The sequence below is a fragment of the Amycolatopsis sp. cg9 genome, from assembly GCF_041346945.1.
GTDB lineage: Bacteria > Actinomycetota > Actinomycetes > Mycobacteriales > Pseudonocardiaceae > Amycolatopsis.
The window spans coordinates 4,498,792-4,522,076 of sequence record NZ_CP166850.1 but is presented as its reverse complement, the minus strand read 5'-3'; the positions used below and the strand labels follow the sequence as shown (position 1 = coordinate 4,522,076).

Here is a 23,285-nt window from a genome sequence, read left to right as displayed (position 1 = left end):
GGATGATCATCACGCTACTGAGTGGCGGGCGGAATCGTCAACGGAGGTTCCCGGTGATCAGGACTCCGGGTCGTCCTTCTTCTGGGCTTCGAGTTCGGCGGACAGCGAACGCCAAGCCGTCTCGGCGGCCTTCTGCTCCGCTTCCTTCTTCGTCGACCCCGAGCCATCGCCCAGCGGGCGGGCGGCGACCAGCACCGTGGCCGTGAACTCCTTGCGGTGGTCCGGCCCGGTGTCCTCGACCTTGTACTCGGGCACGCCGAGACCGGCCGACGCGGTCAGCTCCTGCAGGCTCGTCTTCCAGTCGAGGCCGGCCCCGCGCAGCGGCGCTTCGGCGAGCAGCCCGTCGAAGAGGTGGTGCACGAGCTTGCGGGCGATCTCGATGCCGTGCGCGAGGTACGTCGCACCGATCACCGCCTCCAGGCCGTCGGCGAGGATGCTCGCCTTGTCCCGGCCGCCGGTGAGCTCTTCGCCCTTGCCCAGCAGCAGGTGCGCCCCGAGCCCGCCTTCACCGAGCCCGCGCGCGACCCGGGCCAGCGCGTGCATGTTGACGACGCTGGCGCGGAGCTTCGCGAGCTGGCCCTCTGGCAGATCGGGATGCGTGTTGTACAGGTGATCGGTGACGACCAGGCCGAGCACGGCGTCCCCGAGGAACTCCAGCCGCTCGTTGGGCGGCAGGCCGCCGTTCTCGTACGCGTACGAGCGGTGGGTCAGCGACAGCCCGAGCAGCTCGGGGTCGAGTGTGACCCCGAGCGCTTCGAGCAACGGCGCCGGATCGGCTGGTGGTCCCCCGGGCGTCTTGCCCCCCATGTCGGCTACCCGATCAGGCGGGCTCGACGACCTGGCGGCCGTTGTGCTGGCCGCACGCGGGGCACGCGATGTGCTGGAGCTTCGGCTGCTTGCAGGCGCGGTTGGAGCAGGGCACCAGCTGCACCGGAGCCGCCTTCCACTGGCTGCGGCGGGAGCGCGTGTTGGATCGCGACATCTTCCGCTTCGGGACGGCCACGAGTAGATCTCCTTATGACGGTCTGCTCGCGGTGCGAGCGAACTTTCCTCCGCAACGAGCTGGACGCTCGTCAGGCTTGCTCAGCTGGGCCCTTGCGCAGGCTTTTCGCCCGCGTTCTCGTCGAAGCGCTCGACCAGTGCGGCCCACCGAGGGTCTATCTTCTCATGCCCGTGTCCGGGCTCGAGATCGGCCCACTTGACACCGCAGTCGGTGCAGAGCCCGGCGCAGTCTTCGGTGCACAGCGGCGCCAGCGGCAGGGCCAGCACGATCGCGTCGCGGACGATGGGCTCGAGGTCGATCCGGTCGTCGACCAGCCGGGGGATCTCGTCCTCTTCGGTGGTCTCCTCCGTGGCCGACCCCGGGTAGGCGAACAGCTCCTGGACGTCGACCTCGACCTCTTCGGTCAGCGGGTCGAGGCAGCGGGCGCAGGTGCCCTTCGCGACGGCCGTCGCGGTGCCGCTGACCAGGACGCCTTCGACGACGGACTCGAGCAGCAGGTCGAGTTCGAGCTCGGAGCCCGCCTCGATGGTGATGACGTCGGGGACGCCGAGTGGCGTCTCCACCGGCACGCTGCGCTTGACGGCGCGGCTGAGGCCGGCGTGACGGCCGAGCTCACGGGTGTCGATCACCCACGGGCTGCGGTCGTCGAGCTGGGGGGTCTTGTTCTCGGACATCCAGTCCAGAGTACGCACCGGGTGCCACCGCTTTCGGGGCGGGACGGCGTGGGCTGGCCCGGCGAGCCTCACCGGAACGTCGCGAATGACTCATTCGGGGCGCTGGAGGTCGCGAATGAGTCATTCGCGACCTTTGGGTAGCCACCCAGGCCGCCTCGAGGGGCACGCGAGGCATCGGCGGTGGCCGCGGTGGCGGCGGAGCGAGCGGCCGAGAGGCGCGTCACACCTGGTAGTCGTACAGCGTGGGGCGGCCGCCGCTGCTCGGGAGGTTCGCCGGGGAACGCAGGTGGTTGCGGCCCGAGTCGACCGTCCGCAGCGTCGTCGCCAGCAGCTCCGAGAACTCCGCCAGCTTCCCGTCGACGTAGGCGTCGCAGTCCTGGCGCTGGCGGTCGGCCTCGGCGTGGGCCTCGTCGACGATGCGGGCCGACTCGGCGTGCGCCGCCTGGACGACCTCCGTCTGGGCCACCAGCCTGGACTGCTCCGCGCGGCCGTCCTCGATGGCGCGGTCGTAGGCGTCGCGGCCGGCCTGGATCATGCGCTCGGACTCCGCGCGGGAGCGGTCGGTGAGGTTCTGGTACTCGGCCTGGCCCGCCGCGACCGTGCGGTCGGCCTGGTCGTGGGCGTCGGCGAGCATCTGCTCGGCGCGGGCGCGCGCGTCGGCCAGGATGCGCTCGGCTTCGTCGGTCGCTTCGGCGATGGCCCGCTCGGCCTCGGCGTTCGCGCCCGCGACCGCTTCGCCCGCTTCCTTGCGGGCGGCGTGGATCAGGTCGTCGCGCTTGTCGAGGACGTCCTGGGCGTCGTCGACCTCCGCGGGCAGCGCGTCGCGGACGTCGTCGAGGAGTTCGAGCACGTCGCCGCGGGGCACCACGCAGCTGGACGTCATCGGGACGCCGCGCGCCTCCTCGACGATGGTGACGAGCTCGTCGAGCGCCTCGAAAACCCGGTACACGGCAACTCCAATCCCCTGTCGCTGTGACCAGTCTGCCCGTTGCCCGCGCCGAACCGGTGAAGGCGCACGGCGCCGGGCGTGTCCTCCCCCGCGGACCCGCCCGGCGCCGTGGCGAAGATCAGGAGTTCAGGTCGATGCGCTTGAACGTGGCGTAGTGATCGGGGGTGTAGGCCAGCTCGCCCGCCCCGCCCGAGATCACCCGGTCGTTCGTGCCCACCGCGAACAGCTTGTAGTAGCCGGACGCGCAAGCCGGGAGCACGCCTTCGCGGTTCTCGTACGTCGTGCCGGCCGAGGTGCCGTTCCGGGCGTTGTCCACGACCGTGCGCGCCGCCGCCGAGAGCTGCGAGTAGCCGATCTTCGCCAGGCCGGACAGGTCGCCGCAGGCGTGGGTGGTGCCGCCGCCGCTGACGTCGATCACCTGGAACGTCGCGTAGTGGTCGCCCGTGTAGAAGTACTCGCCGCCCGAACCGGTCACGATGCGGCGCGTGCCGCGGGTGCTCGAGCCCGGGGTCGGCACCGTGTACTCGTGGTAGTAGCCCGACGCGCAGGACGGGAGGATGCCTTCCCGGTTGTCGAAGACGACGCCGTCGTTCTGCGGGTACGGGAACGGCCCGTCGGTCTGGATCAGGTTGTACGTCGTCGTCGCTTCGGCCGGCAGGGCCGAGAGCGCCGTGTGCGTGAAGCCGGAGAGGTCACCGCAGGAGTTCTGCGCCGCGACGGCCGGTGAACTCGTCACCGCTTCGGCGGCGGTGACCCCCATGGACAGCGTGGCCAGGAGCGCGAAGAGGACCGCGACCAGGCGAGATCGGTAGTTGGTCATTTTCGGACCGTAACTCGATCGAGTGATCGTCAGAAGACGGGAACGTGAACTCCGCCACCGCGGACCGCAAGTCCCGACGAACGTAGGGGGCCGAACGACGGGAACCGGACGTCCCGGGTTGCGGAAGTCCGGAGTGGAGGGTCAGCCCCCGAGCTTCGGGAACTTCTCCGAGAGGCGCTCGTAGACGATCGGCGGCACCAGGTGCTCGATGTCGCCGCCGAGCGCGGCGACCTCCTTGACCAGCGAGCTCGACACGAACCCGTACGCCGGGTTGTTCGCCATCAGCAGCGTCTCGACGCCGGTGAGCTCGCGGTTCATCTGCGCCATCTGCAGCTCGTAGTCGAAGTCGCTGACCGAGCGCAGGCCCTTGGCGATCGCGGCGATGCCGTTGTCGCGGCAGTAGTCGACCAGCAGGCCTTCCCACGAATCGACCCGCACGTTGCCCAGTTTCGCGGTGATCTCGCGGAGCATGTCGAGCCGCTCGGGGACCTCGAACAAGCCCTTCTTCGACCGGTTCACCCCCACCGCGACGACGACCTCGTCGAACAGCTGGGCCGCCCGCTCGATGATGTCGAGGTGCCCGTTGGTGGCCGGATCGTAGGAACCGGGACAGACCGCACGCCGCATGGCGCGGACGCTACCGTGCCGAACCGGGTTTCCGCCGCGTGGCTCACGCCACAGGCGTGTATTCGGCCCAGAAGACCGCCGTGTCCCCGTACTTCTTCGCGCGCGAGGGCTCGAAGCCCGCCGGCCAGTCCGGCTCGCCGTCGCGGGCCGCGCGCTCGACCACCACGAGCGCCGCCGGGCCCAGCCAGCCGCCCGCGGCCAGCGCCGCCAGCACCGAGCCGAGCGCCGCCGCGTCCACGGCGTAGGGCGGGTCGGCCAGCACCAGGTCGAACGCCGACGGCGCGGGCGCGGCGACCACCGCCTCGACCTGCCCGGCCCGGACGGAGCCGCCCAGGCCCAGCGCCGCGACGTTGCCGCGCAGCACCTCCACCGCGCGCCGGTCGGACTCCACGAACAGCGCGTCCGAGGCCCCGCGGGAGAGCGCTTCGAGGCCGAGCGCGCCGGACCCCGCGTAGAGGTCGAGGACGCGGGCGCCGGCCAGCTCCCCCGCCGTCTCCAGTGCGTTGAACAGGGCTTCCCGCACGCGTTCCGACGTCGGCCGGGTGCCCTTCGGCGGCACCTTGAGCCGCCGTCCGCCGGCCGTTCCGGCCACGATCCTGGTCACCCCCCGATTGTGCGGGCATGACACGGGGCACTGATGGCCGGGACATCGGTGTGCCGGCGGAACCCAACGCGTAGAGTCGTTCTTCGCCCTCGGAGGCGATCCAGAGCTGTCAAGGAGCCATGCGTGTCGGAACCTCGGGTCAGACGGGCCGAGATCGCCATCGAACAAGCCCACGTCGATCGCGTGTACACCCGTCTGGACGAACTGCGCACCCAAGCCGAGGCGATGCGCACCAAGGGCTACGAAATCGGCCAGGGCGCGCAGCGCGAGGCGATCTTCGAGCAGGCGTCGATGCTGTTCGAGCGCGACATGATGGTCTACCACGCCAACCAGACGCTCCAGACGCTCGACGCCGAGTACGAAGGGCTCGTCTTCGGACGGCTCGACGACCGTGACGGGGAACGCACCTACGTCGGGCGGCTCGGCATCCGCGACGCCGAGTTCGACAACCTCGTCACGGACTGGCGCGCGCCGGCCGCGGCCGCGTTCTACCAGGCCACGGCCGAGGAGCCGATGGACGTCGTGCGGCGGCGCGTGATCCGCTGCTCCGGCCAGAACGTCCTCGACGTCGACGACGACGTCCTGATCGCCGACGCCGTGCCCGAGGGCATGCAGATCGTCGGCGAAGGCGCGCTGATGGCGGCGCTGGGGCGCTCGCGCGGCGAGAAGATGCGCGACATCGTCGCGACCATCCAGAAGGAGCAGGACGAGGTCATCCGGGCGCCGTGGCGCGGCGTCACCGAGATCACCGGCGGGCCGGGCACCGGCAAGACCGCCGTCGCGCTGCACCGCGCGGCCTACCTGCTCTACCGCCACCGCCGCCAGCTCGGCGGGGCGGGCGTGCTCGTGATCGGGCCGTCCGGGGTGTTCACCAGCTACATCTCGCGCGTCCTCCCCTCGATGGGGGAGACGAACGTCGAGCTGCGCGCGCTCGGCGAGGTCCTCGACGGCCTGGAGGCGACGCGGCAGGACGCGGCGCCCCTGGCGGCGGTCAAGGGGTCGCTGCGGATCCGCAAGGTGCTGCTGCGGGCGCTGCGGGACACCCCGCCCGAGGCGCCCGAGGAGATGCGGATCGTCTACCGCGGCGAGGTCCTGAAGCTGAACGCGCGCGAGCTGGAGAAGGTGCGCCGCAAGGCCCACACGCAGGGCGCGCCGCCGAACCGGTCGCGGATCCGCGCGGCCGAGCTGCTGCTGGACGCGCTGGCGGCGAAGGCCGAGGAGTACGCGAAGGCCGACGGCAAGCAGTTCGACCGGGCCGAGCTGATCACCGACCTGGGCGAGCGGATCGACTTCCACCGGTTCCTGGTCGTGTGGTGGCCGGTGCTCTACCCGGCGCAGATCCTCAAGTGGCTGGGCGAGGAGAAGCGGCTGGCGGCGGCGGCGAAGGGCGTCCTGAACCGCGCCGAGATCTCGATGCTGGCCGAGGACTTCGCGGACCGGTCGCGGGGCTGGTCGATCGCGGACGTGGCGCTGCTGGACGAGCTGCGCGTGCTGATCGGGCCGCCGCCGAAGCGCAAGCGCCGCCAGGTGATCGAGGTGGAGCCGCAGCGCTCCGGCGGGGCGCCGACGCGGCCCGAGCACTACGACGAGTACTCGCACGTGGTCGTGGACGAGTCGCAGGACCTTTCGCCGATGCAGTGGCGGATGGTCGGGCGGCGCGGCAAGTACGCGAGCTGGACCGTCGTCGGCGACCCGGTGCAGAGCTCGTGGCCGGACCCGGCGGAGGCGGCGACCGCGCGAGACCAGGCGTTCGGCGTCAAGACGACCCGGCGGCGGTTCACGCTGCGCACGAACTACCGGAACTCGGCCGAGATCTTCGACCTGGCGGCCAAGGTGGTGGCCGGGCACGCGGAGGCCGGCGAACTGCCGGTCGCGGTGCGGCAGACGGGCGTGGTCCCGGAGGTCCGCCCGGTCGAGGCCACCGGCCTGGCGGCCGCGACGCAGGCGGCGGTCAAGGAGCTGCTGGGCGCGGTCGAGGGCACCGTCGGCGTCATCACGGCGATGGACCGGGTGCCGGAGGTCGGGGGCTGGCTGTCGGGGCAGGCGGACGAGCGGCTGAAGGTCGTGGGCAGCCTCGACTCGAAGGGCCTCGAGTACGACGCCGTGGTGCTGGTCGAGCCGATCGACCTGGTCACCGAGTCGACGACCGGGCGGCGGGTCCTCTACGTGGCGCTGACCCGGGCGACGCAGCAGCTCACGGTGCTGGCCTCGAACCCGGACTGGCTGCCGTCGGCCTAGTCGAGACGGGCCGTCCGCACGTCATGAACGGGTCGTTCACCTCGCCAGACGACAGGAACGAGTCGTTCATGACGTTTCAGCCCGGCTCGTGGTGGGCCAGGACCTGCTTGAGCAACCGCGTCAACGTCCGCCGGTCCTCGGCGGGCAGCGGGGCCAGCAGGTCGTCCTGCACCCGGTCCAAGACCTCGTCCATGCGCCGCAGCTGCCCCAGGCCGGACTCGGTGAGCGTGACCCGGTTGCGGCGGCCGTGGTCCGGGTCGGGCGTGCGCTCGACGTACCCCAGCTCCGCCAGCTGCCCGACCGCCGCCACGACGTCGCTGCGGTCGACGCGGCAGCGGCGGCCGAGCTCGGCCTGGCTCGACGGCCCGAACTCGCGCAGCGCGGCCAGCAGGCGGTAGTGGTAGCCGCGCGCTCCCGCGGCGGCGAACCCGTCGGACACCAGCCGGCGGACGTGCACGGCCAGCTGCGTGATCAGCCAGCTCGGCTTCGCCGTCAGGCGCTCGGGAATCTCGTCCATGCGCGGCCACTCTAATCGTGTTGGTGAGACCAACACCGCGCCGGTAGTGTTGGTTCCACCAACATTCAAGGAGAAGTCATGTCCACTGCCGACCGCCTCGAGATCGCCGACCTCTTCGCCCGGCTGGCGAACCTCCTCGACGAGTGCCGCCACGGCGACGCCGGCGACGTTTACCACCCCGACGTCGTGGCGCGCTCCCCGCGCGGGGAGATGCACGGCCTCGGCGAGGTGATCGCCTTCCTCGAGAAGAGCGAAGTCGCCGGGGTCCGCACCCAGCACGTGCACGGCGACGTGCTGGTCGAGCTCGGCGGCGACCACGCGAAGGCCACGGCCAACCAGCTCGTCCACTTCTTCCGCGACGGCGAACCGCCGCACCGCAGCAGCGGCCTGCGGGTGACCTGCGCCGCCGCGCGGACGCCGGACGGCTGGCGGTTCCGCGAGATGACCGTCGCGCTCGCCTGGACCCAGGAACGCTGAAGGGCCCCTTCGAGGGGCGGGAGGCGGGGTTCCCGTGCCCTTGAAGGAGCCCTTCAGACCCCCGGTGAAGTGAACGTCTCTGGGACGTCGCCGTCCGAGAGCATGTCTAGCCGATCCGCGTTGTTCGGTGTCCGCGCGCCGTCACCGAACAACAACGCCGAACAACTCGGGGGCGCCGGTCAGGGGCAAGGCGGCGCGTAGTCGAGGCCCGGCAGGCTCGCCGTCCACTCGGATCCGCTGATCCGGGGCGCCGTCACCGCGCAAATTCGTTCGGCCGCACGGTCAGGATCGGTTTCCCAGAACCGTACCGTGCCGTCCGCACCCGCGCCCGCCAGCGTGTGCCCGTCCGGGGCGTACTGCACGGCGTAGACGCGATCCCGTTCTTCGGGCAGGACGGCGTACGGCGAAGCCGTGGCGACGTCCCACAGCCGGATCGACCGGTCGTAGCTGCCGGACGCGAGCGTCCGGCCGTCGCCGCTGAAGGACACCGACATGACGATGTCCGTGTGCCCGGCCAGCACGGTCGAGACGGGCGAGGGGCTCGTGACGTCCCAGAGCCGGACCGTGCGGTCGGCGCTCGCGGTGGCGACGCGCTTCCCGTCGGGGGCGAAGGCGATCGAGAAGATCGTGTCGGTGTGCCCTTCCAGCTTCGCCAGCGCCCGCGGGGCCCGCGGCGCCGAGACGTCCCAGAGCCGCGCGGTGTGGTCCCAGCCGGCGGTGGCGAGGGTCCGGCCGTCGGGGCTGAACGCGAGCGTGTGGACGTCGTCTTCGTGGCCCGACAGCTTGGCGATCTCGACCGGGTGGAGGCGGTCGGCGAGGTCCCACAGCCGCGCGGTGTGGCCGTCGCCCGCGGTGGCGAGGAGCCGGCCGTCCGGGCTGAAGGCGACCGCGTCGATGTCGTCGTGGTACCGGTTGAACACCGTCGGCGGCCCCGGGCGGGCCGGGTCGGTGATGTCCCGCACCGCCATCGTGTGGTCCCAGCTGCCGGTGGCCAGCGTGCGGCCGTCGGGGCTGATCGCGACGCCGCAGACCGCGTTGCCGAAGCCGCCGACCGTGGCGAGCAGGCGGGGCGCGGCCGGGTCGGTGCGGTCGCGCAGCCGGACGGCCTCGTCGTAGCCGCCGGTGGCGAGCAGCTCGCCGCCCGGCCCGAAGGCGACGTGACAGGCCTGGGCCGTGTGCGCCGGGATGCCGGGACCGGGCAGGTCCCAGAGCCGGGCGGTCTGGTCGTCGCTCGCCGTGGCCAGGGTGCGGCCGTCGCGGGTGAACACCGCGGAGCCGACCGCGCCGATGTGCCCGGGCAGGGACAGCCGCTCGCGGGGCTGCTTCGGGTCGGTGACGTCCCACAGCCGGGCCGTGCGGTCGAAGCCGGTCGTGGCGAGCGTGCGCCCGTCGGTGGTGAACGCGACCGAGCGCACGGTCGCCTTGTGCGAGGTGAGCGCCGCCAGCTGCGCCGGGCGGGCCGGGTCGGTGACGTCCCACAGGCGCGCGGTCTGGTCCTGGCTCGCCGTGGCGAGGGTCCGCCCGTCGGGGCTGAACGCCACCGAGTGCACGACGTCGGTGTGGCCGGCGGCGACCCCGAGCTGCGTGCGCGAAGCGACGTCCCAGACCCGCGCGGTCTTGTCGGCCGACGCGGAGGCGAGCAGCTTGCCGTCGGCGCTGAAGGCGAGGTTGTTGACGTAGGAGGTGTGCCCGGTCAGCTCGCCCAGCGGGCGCGGGCGGCCCGGGCCGGTGGTGTCGTAGAGCCGGAGCGTGCCGGTGACGTCGGCGGTCGCCAGCAGCGACCCGGCCGGGCTGAAGGCGACGGCGTAGGCCTTGCCTTCGTGCTTCTCGACGACTTCGCCGGGGCCCGGGCGGGCCGGGTCGGAGACGTCCCAGACGCGGACGGTGCCGTCGAAGCCCGCGGTGGCCACGGTCCGGCCGTCGGCGGCGAACGCGACGTTGTTGACGTTGCCGGTGTGCCCGGCGAGAGTGCCCAGCGGCACCGGGTGGTGCGGGTCGCCGGTGTCCCACAGCCGCGCGGTGCCGTCCCAGCTGGCGGTGGCCATGACCTTGCCGTCCGGGCGCAGGGCGACGGTGTTGACCCGGCCGGTGTGCCCGGTGATCCGGGTCGAGTACGGCGTCGCGAACATGCCGAGGACGCTGCTGCGCTCGTCGGCGCCGGGGTCGAGGCGGTACGCGGCGAGCGCGAGCTGCGCGGCCAGCGCGGGGTTGGTGGCGCGCATCGCCAGCGCCTGGCCCGCCACCTTCTGCGCGAGCGCGTTGTTGCGCTGGTCGGTGGCCGTCGACTCGGCGCGCACGGCGTAGACGGTGGCGCCCACCGCGAAGACCAGCAGCACCGCGAGCAGCGCGACCAGCTGCCGGAGCCGGCGGGTGCGGCGGCGGTCGCGCTCCTGCTCGGCGTGCTCGACGGCGAGGCTCGCGTCGAGGAACCGCCGTTCCCGCTGGGACAGCGCGGAGTCCTGGCGCGCGGCCCACTCCCGCGCGACGGCCAGCCGGGTGCCGCGGTAGAGCCAGCCGGGGTCTTCGTCGACCGACTCCCAGGCGTCGGTCGCCTCGGTGAGCTGCCGGTGGACGCGCAGGCCTTCGCGGTCCTGGGTGAGCCACTCGCGCAGCCGCGGCCAGCCGCGGATGAGGGCTTCGTGGGCGATCTCGATGCCGGTGTCGTCGAGGGCGACCAGCCGGGCCGAGGCCAGCTCGCCGAGCACCACGGCGGTGTCTTCGTCGTCGGTGTCGAGCTCGGCGCGGCTGATCCGGCGCTTGGTGTCTTCGGTGCCTTCGCCGAGCGCGGTCATCCGGAGGAAGATCTGCCGGGCCAGCCGCTGCTGGCGGCCCGAGAACTTCCCGAAGGTGCCTTCGGACGTCTGCGCGATGGCCCGCTCGATGCCGCCGGTGGACTCGTAGCCGGCGAGGGTGAGCGTGGTGCCGCGGCGCCGCCGCCACGTCTCCAGCAGCGCGTGGGAAAGCAGCGGCAGCACACCGGGCTGGCCGGTGGCGTCCGCGACCAGCCGGGAGACCAGTGCGTTCTCGACGCGGTGGCCGGTGTCGACGGCGGGCCGGGAGATCGCCTGCCGGAGCTCCTCGGTGGTCATCGGGCCGACCAGGACCTGGGCGTCCTGCATCGCCTCGGCGAGCACCGCGTGCCGCGCGCAGTGGGTGTAGAAGTCGGTGCGGATGCCGAGCACCACCCGCGTCCGGCTGTCCGGGTCGGCGGTGGCGGCGACCAGCGCGTCGAGGAAGCGGGTGCGCTCCCCGTCGTCCTGGCAGAGCGTGAAGACCTCTTCGAACTGGTCGACGACCAGCACGACGTCCTCGGCGCCGTCGTCGGTCAGCTGGCGGGCGGCGAGCCCGAGGTTGCGCGGGTGCGCGGTGAAGTCGTCGAGCAGCGCGCCGGCCGGAACGCCGAGCGCGGCGGCGAACTTGACCGCGCACTCCTGCAGCGGCCGGGCCCCCGGGGTGAGCAGCACCACCGGGCCCTTGACCGCGGGCAGCAGGCCGGCCCGCAGCAGCGAAGACTTGCCCGACCCGGACGCGCCGAGGACGGCGAGAAAACGTTGTCTCGCGAGCCGCGCGACGAGCTTTTCGATCAGCTTGTCCCGGCCGAAGAATCGCCGGGCATCAGCTGAGGTGAATGCGGACAGGCCGACGTAAGGCGGAATTTCCCCGGATTCGGGCTCGGGCGGTGAATCGGCACCGTCGCGACGGGACTCTTCGGCGACGGCGTGCCACCGCTCTTCCCATTCGCCGGGTACCCCGCCGCAGGCCCGGACGTAGGCCAGAGTCACCGCCAGGCTGGGGAGTTTCCGCCCGCCGGCGGCTTCGGACAGCGTGCCGGCCGAGTAGTGCGCGCGCCGGCCGAGCTCGCGATAAGTGGGGTTCCCGGCGCTCTCGCGCAAACGCCGGAGATCGGCGGCGAATTCGGTCAGCAGATCGTCCCCGGGATCCAAGGGTCGCTCCGGACGCGGCACCCGTCCTCCAGTTTCTCTTTTTCCGGTTCGGACACCGTATCGCCATTGCGGTCCGCTTCGTGGCCGATCCGCGCGAACGGCGTGAAGATCGTCACCGCCGGCCGGGAAGCAATGCGGGCACCGGGGCGTTGACCCCGGTTGTGAGCTCACTGCCTGACGTGCCGCTGTCCGTGCTCGACCTGTCCCCCGTGTCGGAGGGGAACACCGTCGGCGAGACGCTGCGCAACACCCTGGACCTCGCCCGCGCCGCGGAACGGCTGGGCTACCACCGCTACTGGCTGGCCGAGCACCACAACATGCCCGGCATCGCCAGCTCGGCGACGTCGGTGCTGATCGGCCACGTCGCCGACGCCACCGAGCGCATCCGCGTCGGCTCGGGCGGCGTGATGCTGCCCAACCACGCGCCCCTGGTGGTCGCCGAGCAGTTCGGCACGCTGGAGGCGTTCCACCCGGGCCGCATCGACCTCGGCATCGGCCGCGCCCCGGGCACCGACCAGCGCACGGCGCTCGCCCTGCGCGGCCCCGGCGGGCTGTCGGCGGACAACTTCCCGGAGCACCTGCAGGAGCTGATCGGCTACTTCACCCATTCGGAGGCCCGCGGCGTCAACGCGGTGGTCGCGGAGGGCAACCAGCCGCCGGTGTGGCTGCTGGGGTCCAGCGGCTTCAGCGCCCAGCTCGCCGGCCGGCTGGGGCTGCCGTTCTCCTTCGCCCACCACTTCGCGGCCGAGAACACGATCCCGGCTGTTCAGCTGTACCGGGAGAACTTCCAGCCTTCTCCGGTGCTGTCCGAGCCGTACGTGATGCTCGGGGTGTCGGTGGTCGCGGCGGAGACGGACGAGCGCGCGCAGTTCCTGGCCGGACCGTCGGGCCTGACGTTCCTGAGTCTGCGCCGCGGGCGGCCGATCGCGCTGCCGACACCGGAGGAAGCCGCGGAGTACCCGTACACCGAGATCGACCGGGCGTTCCTGGCCGACCGGTTCGGCTCGAGCATCATCGGCTCGCCGGAGACGGTCCAGAAGGGCTTCGAGCAGCTGCTGGCCGACACCGGCGCGGACGAGCTGATGATCACGACGATGGTGCACGGCCACGCGGACCGCGTCCGGTCCTACGAGCTGGTGGCCGGCCTCAAGTCCTGACGGGGGCCAGGGGGTCGCGAATGACTCATTGGGGACCACCAACGTCCCGAATGAGTCATTCGCGACCTCCGCAACCGCCCCAGGCCCGAGCCGAGCGCGCGGCACCCGGTGGCGCAACTCTGGACGTGCGGGACCGCCCGGCCTACCCTCCCCCGCACACCCGTCCACCCCGCCGTTCCGGTGAGCGGGAATGGTCACGACCGTGCAGATCCTCCCCCGCCCATCGGCCCGGACGGCGAATTTCTTTTCCTCCGCTGACAACAAGATCGGGTCCGTTTGTCAGCCGCGGACAAGAAATGCGCGGTTACCAGCCCGTGACCGCGTGATCCTGCTCAAGTTCTTGTCTCCCAGCAGGGCCGTCGTTAGCGTACCGACCAGTAGGAAACGGCACGGTGTCCCCCGAGACCGTGAATGGCCGACAATTGTTACCCCGTTCGGACCATTTCCCTTTGCTCACCTCGGGTGTATTCGGCGTGCCGCCGAAACCGCTGGGGAGGCACACGAATGGCCGAACGGACGACGACGGCGTCGTTCCCCGGGGCCGCCGCGCTGCGGCAGACCGGACGGCTCTACGGGCTGGGGCTGGACGTCGTCCGGCTGACGTTCCGCCGCCCGTTCCAGGTGCGTGAGCTGGTCCAGCAGTTCTGGTTCATCGCGAGCGTCTCGATCCTGCCGACGGCGCTGGTCTCCATCCCGTTCGGCGCGGTGATCGCGCTGCACATCGGGTCGCTGACCACGCAGATCGGCGCGCAGTCGTTCACCGGCGCGGCGAGCGTGCTCGCGATCATCCAGCAGGCCAGCCCGATCGTCACCGCGCTGCTCATCGCCGGCGCGGGCGGCAGCGCGATGTGCGCCGATCTCGGCTCCCGGACCATCCGCGAAGAGATCGACGCCATGGAGGTCCTCGGCGTCTCGCCCGTGCAGCGGCTGATCGTGCCGCGGGTGCTCGCCGCGATGGGGGTCGCGATCTTCCTCAACGGCATGGTCAGCGTCGTCGGCGTGCTCGGCGGCTACTTCTTCAACGTGATCATGCAGCACGGGACCCCGGGCGCGTACCTGGCGAGCTTCTCCGCGCTCGCCCAGCTGCCCGACCTGTGGATCAGCGAGATCAAGGCCCTGATCTTCGGTTTCGTCGCCGGTGTGGTCGCCGCCTACCGGGGGCTGAACCCCAAGGGCGGGCCGAAGGGCGTCGGCGACGCCGTGAACCAGTCGGTGGTCATCACGTTCCTGCTGCTGTTCGTGCTGAACCTGGTGCTCACCACCGTTTACCTGCAACTCGTGCCGCCCAAGGGGAGCTGATCGTGACGACCACGGACCTCCCGAGGTCAGCGCGTGTGCGCGAAGCCGTCGACCGCCGGTTCGGCTTCCTCGACACCCTCGGCGACCAGATCCTCTTCTTCCTCCGCGCGATCGCCTGGATCCCGCGGGCGATCCACCGCTACCTGCGCGAGATCGTGCGCCTGCTCGCCGAAGTCAGCTTCGGCAGCGGGGCGCTGGCCGTCATCGGCGGCACGATCGGCGTGATGATCGGGATGACCGTCGCCACCGGCACGGTCGTCGGCCTGCAGGGCTACTCCGCGCTCAACCAGGTCGGGACGTCGGCGTTCGCCGGGTTCGTCTCCGCCTACTTCAACACCCGCGAGATCGCGCCGCTGGTATCCGGCCTCGCGCTGTCCGCCACCGTCGGCTGCGGGTTCACCGCGCAGCTCGGCGCGATGCGGATCTCCGAGGAGATCGACGCGCTCGAGGTCATGGGCATCCCGAGCGTCCCGTACCTGGTGACGACCCGGGTGATCGCCGGCTTCCTCGCCGTCATCCCGCTCTACGCCATCGGGCTGCTGTCGAGCTACCTCGCCTCGCGGCAGATCACCGTGTGGTTCTTCGGCCAGTCCGCGGGCACCTACGACCACTACTTCCTGCTGTTCCTCCCGCCCGGCGACGTCCTGTGGTCGTTCGGGAAGGTGCTGGTGTTCAGCGTCGTCGTGGTGCTGGCGCACTGCTACTACGGCTTCCGCGCGAGCGGCGGCCCGGCCGGCGTCGGCGTCGCCGTGGGCCGCGCGGTCCGCACCGCGATCGTCGCGATCAGCGTGCTCGACTTCTTCCTGTCCCTGGCCATCTGGGGCGCGACGACGACCGTGCAGGTGGCCGGATGAGACGGGACACCCGCCGCAAGGCCGGGATCCGCACCGCGGGCGTGCTGTTCCTGGTGGTGCTGGGCGTGCTCGTCACGCTCTCCATCAAGGTGTACGACAAGGACTTCGTCAGCACCGTCCCGGTGACGCTCAAGACGAGCCGCATCGGCAACCAGCTGTCCGCGGGCGGGCAGGTCAAGGCCCGCGGGGTGCTCGTCGGGGAGATCCGCGACGTCCGCGCGACGCCGCAGGGCGCCGAGATAGCGCTTGCCCTCGAGCCCGGCAAGGTGGACATGCTGCCGCGCAACGTTTCCGCGCTGCTGGTGCCGAAGACGCTGTTCGGCGAGCGGTACGTCCAGCTGTCCATCCCGGACGGCGCCCGCGCCCCGCACCTGGCCGCCGGTGACACGATCGAGCAGGACCGCTCGGCGAACGCGATCGAGCTGGAACGCGTCTTCGACAACCTGCTGCCGGTGCTCCAGGCCGTCCAGCCGCAGAAGCTCGCGACCACGCTGACCGCGGTGTCGACGGCGCTGGAGGGCCGCGGCGAGCAGCTCGGGCAGACGATCGGCACCGCGGACGCGTACCTGAAGAACTTCAACCCCGACCTCCCGCAGCTGACGTCGGACATCCGCGACCTCGCGACCGTCTCGAACCTCTACGGCGACATCGCGCCCGACCTCCTGGACGCGCTCACCGCCTCCGCCGTCACGCTCGACACCGTCAAGGAGAAGCAGAGCGAGCTGGCCGGGGTCTACCAGCAGGTGACGTCGTCTTCGCAGGAGGTCACGGCCTTCCTGGCGAACAACCGCGACAACCTCATCTCGCTGGCCGCCGACAGCCGCGCGCCGCTGGAGGTCGCCGCGAAGTACTCCCCCAGCTTCGCCTGCACCCTCGCTTCGCTGAACGCACTGAGGAAATCCATGGACCAGGTGCTCGGCGCCGGCACCGGTGAGCCGGGCCTGCACGCCGACGTCGCCGTCACCGCCGACAGCGGGAAGTACCTGCCCGGCAAGGACGACCCGCGCTACACCGCCGGCGGCGAGCCCCGCTGCTACCCCTCCGGCGTGGTCCCGACGATCGGCACCGCCGCCGCGGCGCCCGGCACCACCGGGCACCCGCTGCTGACCGGCGGGCAGGGCGACCTCGGCGTCGCCAACTCGCCGCAGGAGCAGCAGCTGCTGGCCACCCTGGTCGCGCCCTCGATCGGGGTGCCCGCCGCCGACGTCCCGGCGTGGAGCAGCGTGCTGGTCGGACCGCTCTACCGCGGCACGGAGGTGAAGCTCAAGTGAGGAACATCGCCTCCCCGCTGATCAAGAGCCTGATCTTCATCGCCGTCACGGCGCTCGCGACGACGCTGCTGGCCGTGTCCATCACGAACACCGGCGTCGGCGCCACCGAGGGCTACACCGCGAAGTTCCTCGACGCGACTTCGCTGAACGTCGGCGACGACGTGCGCATCTCCGGCGTCCGCGTCGGCCAGGTCGAGTCCCTCGACATCGCCGACCACAACCGGGCGCTCGTCGCGTTCTCCCTCGACCAGGGGCGGCGGCTGCCCGCCGACGTGAAGGCGGTCATCAAGTACCGCAACATGGTCGGCCAGCGCTACATCGCGCTGGAGCGCGGGAGCACCGGGACCCGGGAGCAGCTGCCAGAGGGCGGGGAGATCCCGCTGGAGCGCACGACTCCCGCGCTGGACCTCACCGACCTGTTCAACGGCTTCAAGCCGCTGTTCCAGGCGCTGTCGCCGAACGACGTCAACGAGCTGTCCGGCGAGATCGTCCAGGTGCTGCAGGGCGAAGGCGGTACCGTCGAAAGCCTGCTCGCCCACACCGGTTCGCTGACCACCACCCTCGCCGGGCGCGACAAGGTGATCGGCGAGGTGATCGGGAACCTCAACTCGGTGCTGAAGACGGTCAACGGCAAGGGCGACGCGCTGGCGGACCTCGTGTCCACCCTGCGGCAGCTGGTGTCCGGCCTGGCCGGCGACCGCGCCGCGATCGGGGACGCGATCAGCGGCATCGGCGACCTCACGCAGTCCACCGCCGGGCTGTTCGAGCAGGCCCGGCCGCCGCTGAAGGACAGCATCGCCGGGCTGCGGGGCCTCGCCGGCGGCCTGGTCCAGAACCAGTCCGATGTGGACAGCTTCCTGACCAACCTCCCGGTGAAGTTCACCGAGATCGGCCGGGTGTCCTCCTACGGCTCGTGGATGAACTTCTTCCTCTGCCGCGGGGTCCTGGAAACCACGCCCCCGCGCGGCGTCATCGTCCCCACGCCGAGGTGTGACTCGTGAAGTCCTTCAAGGAACGCAACCCCCTCGTCCTGGGTGCCGTCGGCAGCGTCGCGCTGGCCGCGCTGCTGACCGTCACGTTCAACTACGACAACCTGCCGATCGTCGGCGGCGGCACGACCTACGAGGCCGAGTTCTCCGAGGCGGCCGGCCTGCAGGCCGACGACGAGGTCCGGGTCGCCGGCATCAAGGTCGGCGAGGTCCGGGACGTCGCGCTCGCCGACGACCACGTCCTCGTCACCTTCCGGGTCAAGAACGCCTGGATCGGCGACCGCACCTCGGCCGAGATCAAGATCAAGACGTTGCTGGGCCGCAAGTTCCTCGCGCTGAACCCGACCGGCGACGGCGTCCAGGACCCGGACCTGCCGATCCCGCGGACCCGGACGGTCACGCCCTACGACGTCACCGACGCGTTCAACGGCCTCGCGGACACCGTCGGGGCCATCGACACCAAGCAGCTCGCGAACAGCTTCACCACGCTGTCGGACACCTTCCGCAACTCCCCCGAGCACGTCCGCAGCGCGCTCGACGGGCTGTCGCAGCTGTCGCAGACGGTGTCGAGCCGGGACAGCCAGATCGCCGAACTCCTCGCGAACGCGCGGCAGCTGACCACGACGCTGGCGAACTCGAACGACGACTTCGAGAAGCTCATCGACGACGGGAACCTCTTGCTCACCGAGCTCAACCGGCGCCGCGACGCGATCCACGACCTGCTCACCGGCTCGGCGCGGCTGGCCGAGCAGCTCAGCGGGCTGGTGCGGGACAACGCCGCCGAGCTCAAGCCGGCGCTGCAGGCGCTGAACCAGGTGACCGACCTGCTCGAGCGGCAGAACGACAACCTGACCAAGGGCCTGCAGCTGGCCGGGCCGTACTTCCGGGTGGTCACCAACACGACCGGCAACGGCCGCTGGATCGACGCCTACCTCTGCGGGCTGATCCCCGAGAACCACAACCCGTGCACCGTGCCGAAGAACCCGGGAGGGACGAAGTGAGCGCGCTGACCACCACCCGCGCCGGGGTCCTGACCAGCCGGTTCATCGCCGCGGCCGTGCTGCTCGCCCTGGTCGCCACGGCGGCGCTGTGGTGGGTGTTCTCCGGCAGCGGGCAGCACCACGTCACCGCCTTCTTCACCCGCGCGGTCGGCGTCTACGCCGGCTCCGACGCCCGGGTGCTCGGCGTCCGGATCGGGCAGGTCGACGCGGTCACCCCGCGCGGCGACCAGGTGCAGGTGGACATGACGGTCGACGGCTCGGTCGGCATCGCCGAGGACACCACGGTCCTGGTGATCGCGCCCAGCGTCGTCGCCGACCGGTACGTCCAGTTCGCCAAGCCGGCCCGCGGCGGGCCGCGGCTGCCGGACGGCGCGTCGATCCCGGTGCGGCGCACCGCGACCCCGGTGGAACTGGACCAGCTCTACGCCAGCCTCGACACGCTGTCCAAGGCGCTGGGCCCGGACGGCGCCAACTCCCAGGGCGCGCTGTCGGACCTGCTCACGACCGGCGCGCAGAACCTGCAGGGCAACGGCCGCGCGTTCAACGACAGCGTGCGCAACTTCGCGCAGCTGGCGCGGACACTGGCCGGGAACTCGGGCGACCTGTTCGGCACGGTCGACGAGCTCCAGCGGTTCACCACCATGCTGGCCACCAACGACCAGCAGGTCGGCAGCGTGAACCAGCAGCTCTCGCAGATCTCGGGCACGCTGGCCGCCAACCGCGGCGAGCTGGCGCGGGCCCTCGACGGCCTCGGCCGCGCGCTCGCCGACGTCCAGGCGTTCATCCGGGACAACCGCGGCGCTCTCAAGTCCACTGTGGACAACCTGGTGACGACCACCCGGACGCTCGTCGAGCAGCGCGCTTCGCTGGCCGGCACGATCGACGCCGTCCCGCTGGCGGTGACGAACGTGCTCAACGCGGTCGACCCGGCCACCGGGCGGCTGCGGGGCCGCGAAAACCTCGACTACTACCTCGAGCCGCTGCCGCTGCCGGTCACCGGCGACGTCTACACGAACGGGGGCGGGCGGTGAAACGGATCCTCGCCACCGCGGCCGTCGGCTGCCTGCTGCTCGCGGGCTGCTCTTCGGGCGAGTTCAAGGGCGTCTACGACCTGCCGCTGCCCGGCGGCGCCGACGTCGGCGACCACCCGTACTCGGTGACCGTGCAGTTCGCCGACGTGCTCGACCTGGTGCCGCAGGCCGCGGTGAAGGTCGGCGACGTCCCGGTCGGGCGGGTGCGCGAGATCCGGCTCGGCGGCGACGGCTGGACGGCCGAAACCGTGCTGGAGGTCAACGGCGACGTCGTGCTGCCCGCCAACGCGATCGCGCGGCTGCGCCAGTCCAGCCTGCTCGGCGAGAAGTTCGTCGAGCTGGCCGCCCCGGACGGTTCGCCGTCCGGTCCCGGGGTCGCGCGGCTGGCGGACAAGGCCACGATCACCGTGGACCGCACCAACCGCAACCCCGAGTTCGAAGAGATCTTCGGCGCCCTTTCGCTGCTGCTCAACGGCGGCGGCATCGGGCAGCTGCAGACCATCAACCGCGAGCTGTCGAAGGTGATGGACGGCAACGAGGAGCAGATCCGCTCGTTCCTGTCCGGGGTGAACACCCTGATGACCGACCTGGACGCGCACCGCTCGGACATCACCGAAGCCCTCGACGGCATGAACCGGCTGTCGGCGACGCTCGCGAACCGCCACAGCCAGGTCTCCGGTGCGCTGACCGACCTGACACCGGGCCTGCAGGCGCTCACCGACCAGCGCACCCAGCTCGTGTCGATGCTGCAGGCGCTCGACCGGCTCTCGACCGTGGCCACCGACGTCGTCGACCGCAGCCGGGACGACCTGGTCGCGGACCTGCGGGCGCTCGCGCCGATCCTGGGGCAGCTGGCCAAGGCCGGCGAAGACCTGCCGCAGTCGCTGCAGCTGCTGCCGACGTTCCCGTTCCCGGACTCCGTGCTGCCGGCGGTGAAGGGCGACTACATCAACGCCTTCGTCTCGACGCTCCCGGCAGCCGGCGTGCCGCTGCCCCCGCCCGGCGAGGGCGTGCCGCCGGGCTTGCCGCCGCTCCCGATCCCCTCGGGAGGTCAGTGATGCTCACGCGCAGGGTGCGGATCCAGGTCGTCCTGTTCATCGTGATCGCACTGGCCACGACGGCGTTCGTCGGCGCGAACTACGCCGGGCTCGGCCGGCTGTTCGGCTCCGGCAGCTACACGGTCAAGCTCGAGCTGGCCGAAGGCGGCGGGCTGTTCACCAACGGCGAGGTGACCTACCGCGGCGTCGCCGTCGGCCGCGTCGGCGAGCTGCGGCTCACCCTCACCGGGACCGAAGCCGACCTGCTGATCGACGACGGTGCCCCGCCCATCCCGGCGGACTCCCGCGCGGTGGTGGCGAACCGGTCGGCGGTCGGCGAGCAGTACGTCGACCTGCAGCCGCGCACGGCGGGCGGACCGTACCTGACCGGGGACTCGGTCATCCAGCGCGAGTCGACCACGCTGCCGCTGCCGGTGAACAGCCTGCTGACCGACCTGGACTCGTTCACGGCGTCGGTGCCGACGCAGGACCTGCGCACGGTGGTGGACGAGCTCGACGACGCCCTGCGCGGCGCGGGCCCGGACCTGCAGACGCTGATGGACTCGGCGACGGAGTTCACCCAGCAGGCGAGCGCGCACCTGCCGCAGACGTCGAGGCTGATCGGCGACGGCGCGACCGTGCTGCGCACCCAGGTCGACTCGTCGGCGGAGTGGCGCTCGTTCAGCGGCAACGCCCGCGTGTTCGCCCAGCAGCTGGCCAAGTCCGACGGCGACCTGCGGCGCCTGATCGCGACCGCACCCCCGGCGGCGACCGAGCTTTCCTCGCTGCTGAAGGAGAACGACCCCGGCCTGCCGATCGTGCTGGCCAACCTGCTGACGACGGCGCGGGTGTTCGGCACCCGCACGGCGGCGGAGGAGACGCTGCTGGCGAACGTCCCCCGCGCGGTGGCGGCGGTCGGCTCGGCTATCGACGACGACCGCCACGAGCTGCGGATGGGCCTGGTGCTGAACTTCAACAACCCGCCTTCGTGCCTGCAGGGGTACGAGGACACACCGCACCGGCCGAGCACGGACCTGTCGCCGCTGCCGCTGAACACCGACGCGGCGTGCACGCTGCCGTACGGGAACGAGAGCTCGGTGCGCGGCACGCAGAACGCACCGCACCCGCCGGTCCCGGACGCGGTGCCGGTGGGCCCGCTGACGATCGGCACGCAGGCGACGAAGACGAGCCTGGAGGAGATGCTGTGGCTGCGCTGAAACTGGGAGCGGCCGCGCTCACCCTGGCCGCGGCGGTCTTCGCGGGCTGGTCGGGCTGGTCCTGGTACGCGGCGGCCCACGAACCGGCGGTGACGTACGGAGCCGCGCGGGACGAGGCACTCGCGAGCGGCCGGACGCTGGTGGCGGAGCTCAACAGCCTCGACTACCACGACGTCGAAGGCGGACTGGGCCGGTGGCTGTCGGCGTCGACGGGCCCGCTGCACGACCAGCTGGCCCGCACGGACGCGCGCACGAAGCAGGCGCTGGCGGCGAACTCGACGGTGTCGACGGGACGGGTTCTGGACGCGGCGCTGAGCGAGCTGGACGAGCACGCGGGGACGGCGAAGCTGCTGGCCTCGGTGGAGATCACGATGGCGAAGCAGGGAGTGGCGCCGGCGGTGAAGCGCAACCGCTTCGCGGCGGCGTTGGCGAGGACCCCGGACGGGTGGAAGCTGAGCGCGCTCGACCAGCTGGCGGTGGGGACCCGATGAACCGCGCGAAGACGGTGGACGAGGTGGAGCGCACCGGTGCAGGTGAAGTCGGTGGCTCGGTGGCCGAGGAGCAGGTCGCACCCGCCGCCACCACGAGCGAGCCAGCCGGACCTGGCGAGGTACACGAGACCGCGACTCCGGCGCCTGGGTTCGAGACGAGCGCCCGCACCGCGGCCGCGCCGCCCGCCGCCACCGGCGGCGCAGGTGAAGTCGGTGGCTCGGTGGCCGAGGAGCAGGTCGCACCCGCCGCCACCACGAGCGAGCCAGCCGCCGAGGCCTCGGGCAGCGCACGCGGGCTCAGTGGCCCGGCCACCGACGAGCAGGTCGCACCCACCACAAGCGAGCCGACCGCCGAGGCCGAGCCGGAGACCGGCGGGCTCGAAGCCGAGCGGCTGGTCGCACCCACCTCCGCGACCGGCAGCGAGCCTGGTGCCTCAGCGGCCGAGCCGGAACTCGGCGAGGCCGAGCCCACCGAGCCGGGCGCCCCCGCGGCCGAGTCCGAAGCCGCGACCGAGGGTGAACCCGAGGCCGAGCCCACCCCCGCCGAACCCCGCCCGGTCTGGCTCCGGCTCCCCGCCCTCCTCCTCGCCGCCGCCATCGTCCTCACCGGGGCCGGTGCCTGGTTCACCGTCGAAGCCCACTCCGCCGCCGAGACCTCCGCCGCCGGGAACCTCGCGCTCACCGATGTCGGGGCGACCGCCGAGGTCACCTCCGCGATCACCCTCGCCGTGAACCGGATCTTCTCCTATTCCTACGACCGGACCGATGTCACCGAAAAGGCGGCCGCCGCGGTACTGCGCGGGGCGGCCAAGGATTCGTACGACAAGCTCTTCGCCCAGGTCAGGCAGAAAGCGCCCGAGCAGAAACTCGTCCTCACTTCGCGCGTTTCGGCGATCGCCGTCCAAGAACTCAGGGACAATCACGCGCGGTTACTCGTCTTTCTCGATCAATCAGCCGTACGGGCCGACAACAATGCGACAGACAACGCCGCGGCGCAGCTTTCCGTGACCGCCGAACGCAGCAATGGCACCTGGGTCATCACCGCACTCGAACCGCGCTGAAACACCGAGCACTTCACCGTTTCC

23 protein-coding genes are annotated in these 23,285 nt (G+C 71.7%); 13 read left to right on the top strand and 10 right to left on the bottom strand.

Annotated elements, in window-relative coordinates:
* Nucleotides 1-57: 57 nt before the first annotated feature.
* From rnc to rsmD, 7 genes are all read right to left on the bottom strand, one after another.
* Nucleotides 58-807, bottom strand: a complete 750-nt coding sequence (rnc, locus tag AB5J73_RS21660) for a ribonuclease III (RefSeq protein WP_370971664.1) — start codon at nt 805-807, stop codon at nt 58-60.
* 13 nt (nt 808-820) lie between these two features.
* Complete coding sequence (rpmF, locus tag AB5J73_RS21655) at nt 821-1,003, bottom strand: 50S ribosomal protein L32 (RefSeq protein WP_091289156.1); 183 nt, start codon at nt 1,001-1,003, stop codon at nt 821-823.
* An 80-nt stretch (nt 1,004-1,083) separates the two neighbouring features.
* On the bottom strand, nt 1,084-1,677 hold the full coding sequence (locus AB5J73_RS21650; protein ID WP_370971662.1) for a DUF177 domain-containing protein: 594 nt from the start codon (nt 1,675-1,677) through the stop codon (nt 1,084-1,086).
* Between the two features lie 220 nt (nt 1,678-1,897).
* Nucleotides 1,898-2,626, bottom strand: coding sequence for a DivIVA domain-containing protein (locus tag AB5J73_RS21645; protein ID WP_370971660.1), 729 nt, complete (start codon nt 2,624-2,626; stop codon nt 1,898-1,900).
* Between the two features lie 118 nt (nt 2,627-2,744).
* The gene (locus tag AB5J73_RS21640; RefSeq protein WP_370971658.1) at nt 2,745-3,446 is read right to left on the bottom strand and encodes a ribonuclease domain-containing protein; all 702 of its coding nucleotides are present in this window, start codon (nt 3,444-3,446) and stop codon (nt 2,745-2,747) included.
* Nucleotides 3,447-3,587: 141 nt separating this feature from the next.
* Nucleotides 3,588-4,073, bottom strand: coding sequence for a pantetheine-phosphate adenylyltransferase (gene coaD, locus AB5J73_RS21635; RefSeq protein WP_370971656.1), 486 nt, complete (start codon nt 4,071-4,073; stop codon nt 3,588-3,590).
* Nucleotides 4,074-4,116: 43 nt separating this feature from the next.
* Nucleotides 4,117-4,677, bottom strand: a complete 561-nt coding sequence (gene rsmD, locus AB5J73_RS21630; RefSeq protein ID WP_370971654.1) for a 16S rRNA (guanine(966)-N(2))-methyltransferase RsmD — start codon at nt 4,675-4,677, stop codon at nt 4,117-4,119.
* Between the two features lie 123 nt (nt 4,678-4,800).
* Here rsmD and AB5J73_RS21625 point away from each other — a divergent pair, with 123 nt between their 5' ends.
* Entirely contained in the window at nt 4,801-6,915 is a 2,115-nt protein-coding gene (locus AB5J73_RS21625; RefSeq protein ID WP_370971652.1) for an AAA family ATPase, read from the top strand.
* A gap of 76 nt (nt 6,916-6,991) precedes the next feature.
* Here the strand turns inward: AB5J73_RS21625 and AB5J73_RS21620 are convergent, their stop codons facing one another.
* Nucleotides 6,992-7,432: a MarR family winged helix-turn-helix transcriptional regulator gene (locus tag AB5J73_RS21620; RefSeq protein ID WP_370971650.1), complete on the bottom strand. Its 441-nt coding sequence runs from the start codon at nt 7,430-7,432 to the stop codon at nt 6,992-6,994.
* A gap of 78 nt (nt 7,433-7,510) precedes the next feature.
* On the opposite strand from AB5J73_RS21620, the gene AB5J73_RS21615 reads away from it, so the two are divergent.
* Nucleotides 7,511-7,909, top strand: coding sequence for a nuclear transport factor 2 family protein (locus AB5J73_RS21615; RefSeq protein WP_370971648.1), 399 nt, complete (start codon nt 7,511-7,513; stop codon nt 7,907-7,909).
* Nucleotides 7,910-8,088: 179 nt separating this feature from the next.
* Here the strand turns inward: AB5J73_RS21615 and AB5J73_RS21610 are convergent, their stop codons facing one another.
* Nucleotides 8,089-11,853, bottom strand: coding sequence for a hypothetical protein (locus tag AB5J73_RS21610; protein ID WP_370971646.1), 3,765 nt, complete (start codon nt 11,851-11,853; stop codon nt 8,089-8,091).
* Nucleotides 11,829-11,969 (bottom strand): hypothetical protein, encoded by a 141-nt coding sequence (locus AB5J73_RS21605; protein ID WP_370971644.1) that lies wholly within the window; start codon nt 11,967-11,969, stop codon nt 11,829-11,831. The genes AB5J73_RS21610 and AB5J73_RS21605 overlap by 25 nt, the downstream gene beginning before the upstream one ends.
* A gap of 45 nt (nt 11,970-12,014) precedes the next feature.
* On the opposite strand from AB5J73_RS21605, the gene AB5J73_RS21600 reads away from it, so the two are divergent.
* The 11 genes from AB5J73_RS21600 (at nt 12,015) to AB5J73_RS21550 (ending at nt 23,261) form a co-directional block, all read left to right on the top strand.
* Entirely contained in the window at nt 12,015-13,010 is a 996-nt protein-coding gene (locus AB5J73_RS21600) for an LLM class flavin-dependent oxidoreductase (protein WP_370971642.1), read from the top strand.
* A 504-nt stretch (nt 13,011-13,514) separates the two neighbouring features.
* Complete coding sequence (locus AB5J73_RS21595; protein ID WP_086860376.1) at nt 13,515-14,309, top strand: ABC transporter permease; 795 nt, start codon at nt 13,515-13,517, stop codon at nt 14,307-14,309.
* Nucleotides 14,310-14,311: 2 nt separating this feature from the next.
* The gene (locus AB5J73_RS21590; protein ID WP_370971640.1) at nt 14,312-15,163 is read left to right on the top strand and encodes an MlaE family ABC transporter permease; all 852 of its coding nucleotides are present in this window, start codon (nt 14,312-14,314) and stop codon (nt 15,161-15,163) included.
* Complete coding sequence (locus AB5J73_RS21585) at nt 15,160-16,434, top strand: MCE family protein (RefSeq protein WP_370971638.1); 1,275 nt, start codon at nt 15,160-15,162, stop codon at nt 16,432-16,434. The genes AB5J73_RS21590 and AB5J73_RS21585 overlap by 4 nt, the downstream gene beginning before the upstream one ends.
* Complete coding sequence (locus AB5J73_RS21580) at nt 16,431-17,435, top strand: MCE family protein (RefSeq protein WP_370971636.1); 1,005 nt, start codon at nt 16,431-16,433, stop codon at nt 17,433-17,435. The genes AB5J73_RS21585 and AB5J73_RS21580 overlap by 4 nt, the downstream gene beginning before the upstream one ends.
* On the top strand, nt 17,432-18,424 hold the full coding sequence (locus tag AB5J73_RS21575; RefSeq protein ID WP_370971635.1) for an MCE family protein: 993 nt from the start codon (nt 17,432-17,434) through the stop codon (nt 18,422-18,424). The genes AB5J73_RS21580 and AB5J73_RS21575 overlap by 4 nt, the downstream gene beginning before the upstream one ends.
* Nucleotides 18,421-19,455, top strand: coding sequence for an MCE family protein (locus AB5J73_RS21570; RefSeq protein ID WP_370971633.1), 1,035 nt, complete (start codon nt 18,421-18,423; stop codon nt 19,453-19,455). The genes AB5J73_RS21575 and AB5J73_RS21570 overlap by 4 nt, the downstream gene beginning before the upstream one ends.
* Nucleotides 19,452-20,513 carry an MCE family protein gene (locus AB5J73_RS21565; protein WP_370971631.1) on the top strand — a complete coding sequence of 354 codons (1,062 nt, stop codon included), beginning with the start codon at nt 19,452-19,454 and terminating at the stop codon, nt 20,511-20,513. The genes AB5J73_RS21570 and AB5J73_RS21565 overlap by 4 nt, the downstream gene beginning before the upstream one ends.
* Nucleotides 20,513-21,709, top strand: coding sequence for an MCE family protein (locus AB5J73_RS21560; protein ID WP_370971629.1), 1,197 nt, complete (start codon nt 20,513-20,515; stop codon nt 21,707-21,709). Before AB5J73_RS21565 ends, AB5J73_RS21560 begins: the two co-directional genes overlap by 1 nt.
* Complete coding sequence (locus AB5J73_RS21555) at nt 21,697-22,200, top strand: hypothetical protein (protein ID WP_370971627.1); 504 nt, start codon at nt 21,697-21,699, stop codon at nt 22,198-22,200. Before AB5J73_RS21560 ends, AB5J73_RS21555 begins: the two co-directional genes overlap by 13 nt.
* Nucleotides 22,197-23,261 (top strand): hypothetical protein, encoded by a 1,065-nt coding sequence (locus AB5J73_RS21550; protein ID WP_370971625.1) that lies wholly within the window; start codon nt 22,197-22,199, stop codon nt 23,259-23,261. The genes AB5J73_RS21555 and AB5J73_RS21550 overlap by 4 nt, the downstream gene beginning before the upstream one ends.
* Nucleotides 23,262-23,285 lie beyond the last annotated feature (24 nt).

What these genes read in the sequence shown, in the direction of transcription:
- rnc (WP_370971664.1), bottom strand. Translation starts at nt 807, where the DNA reads ATGGGGGGCAAGACGCCCGGGGGACCACCAGCCGATCCGGCGCCGTTG.
- AB5J73_RS21650 (WP_370971662.1), bottom strand. Translation starts at nt 1,677, where the DNA reads ATGTCCGAGAACAAGACCCCCCAGCTCGACGACCGCAGCCCGTGGGTG.
- AB5J73_RS21640 (WP_370971658.1), bottom strand. Translation starts at nt 3,446, where the DNA reads ATGACCAACTACCGATCTCGCCTGGTCGCGGTCCTCTTCGCGCTCCTG.
- coaD (WP_370971656.1), bottom strand. Translation starts at nt 4,073, where the DNA reads ATGCGGCGTGCGGTCTGTCCCGGTTCCTACGATCCGGCCACCAACGGG.
- AB5J73_RS21620 (WP_370971650.1), bottom strand. Translation starts at nt 7,432, where the DNA reads ATGGACGAGATTCCCGAGCGCCTGACGGCGAAGCCGAGCTGGCTGATC.
- AB5J73_RS21615 (WP_370971648.1), top strand. Translation starts at nt 7,511, where the DNA reads ATGTCCACTGCCGACCGCCTCGAGATCGCCGACCTCTTCGCCCGGCTG.
- AB5J73_RS21595 (WP_086860376.1), top strand. Translation starts at nt 13,515, where the DNA reads ATGGCCGAACGGACGACGACGGCGTCGTTCCCCGGGGCCGCCGCGCTG.
- AB5J73_RS21585 (WP_370971638.1), top strand. Translation starts at nt 15,160, where the DNA reads ATGAGACGGGACACCCGCCGCAAGGCCGGGATCCGCACCGCGGGCGTG.
- AB5J73_RS21560 (WP_370971629.1), top strand. Translation starts at nt 20,513, where the DNA reads ATGCTCACGCGCAGGGTGCGGATCCAGGTCGTCCTGTTCATCGTGATC.
- AB5J73_RS21550 (WP_370971625.1), top strand. Translation starts at nt 22,197, where the DNA reads ATGAACCGCGCGAAGACGGTGGACGAGGTGGAGCGCACCGGTGCAGGT.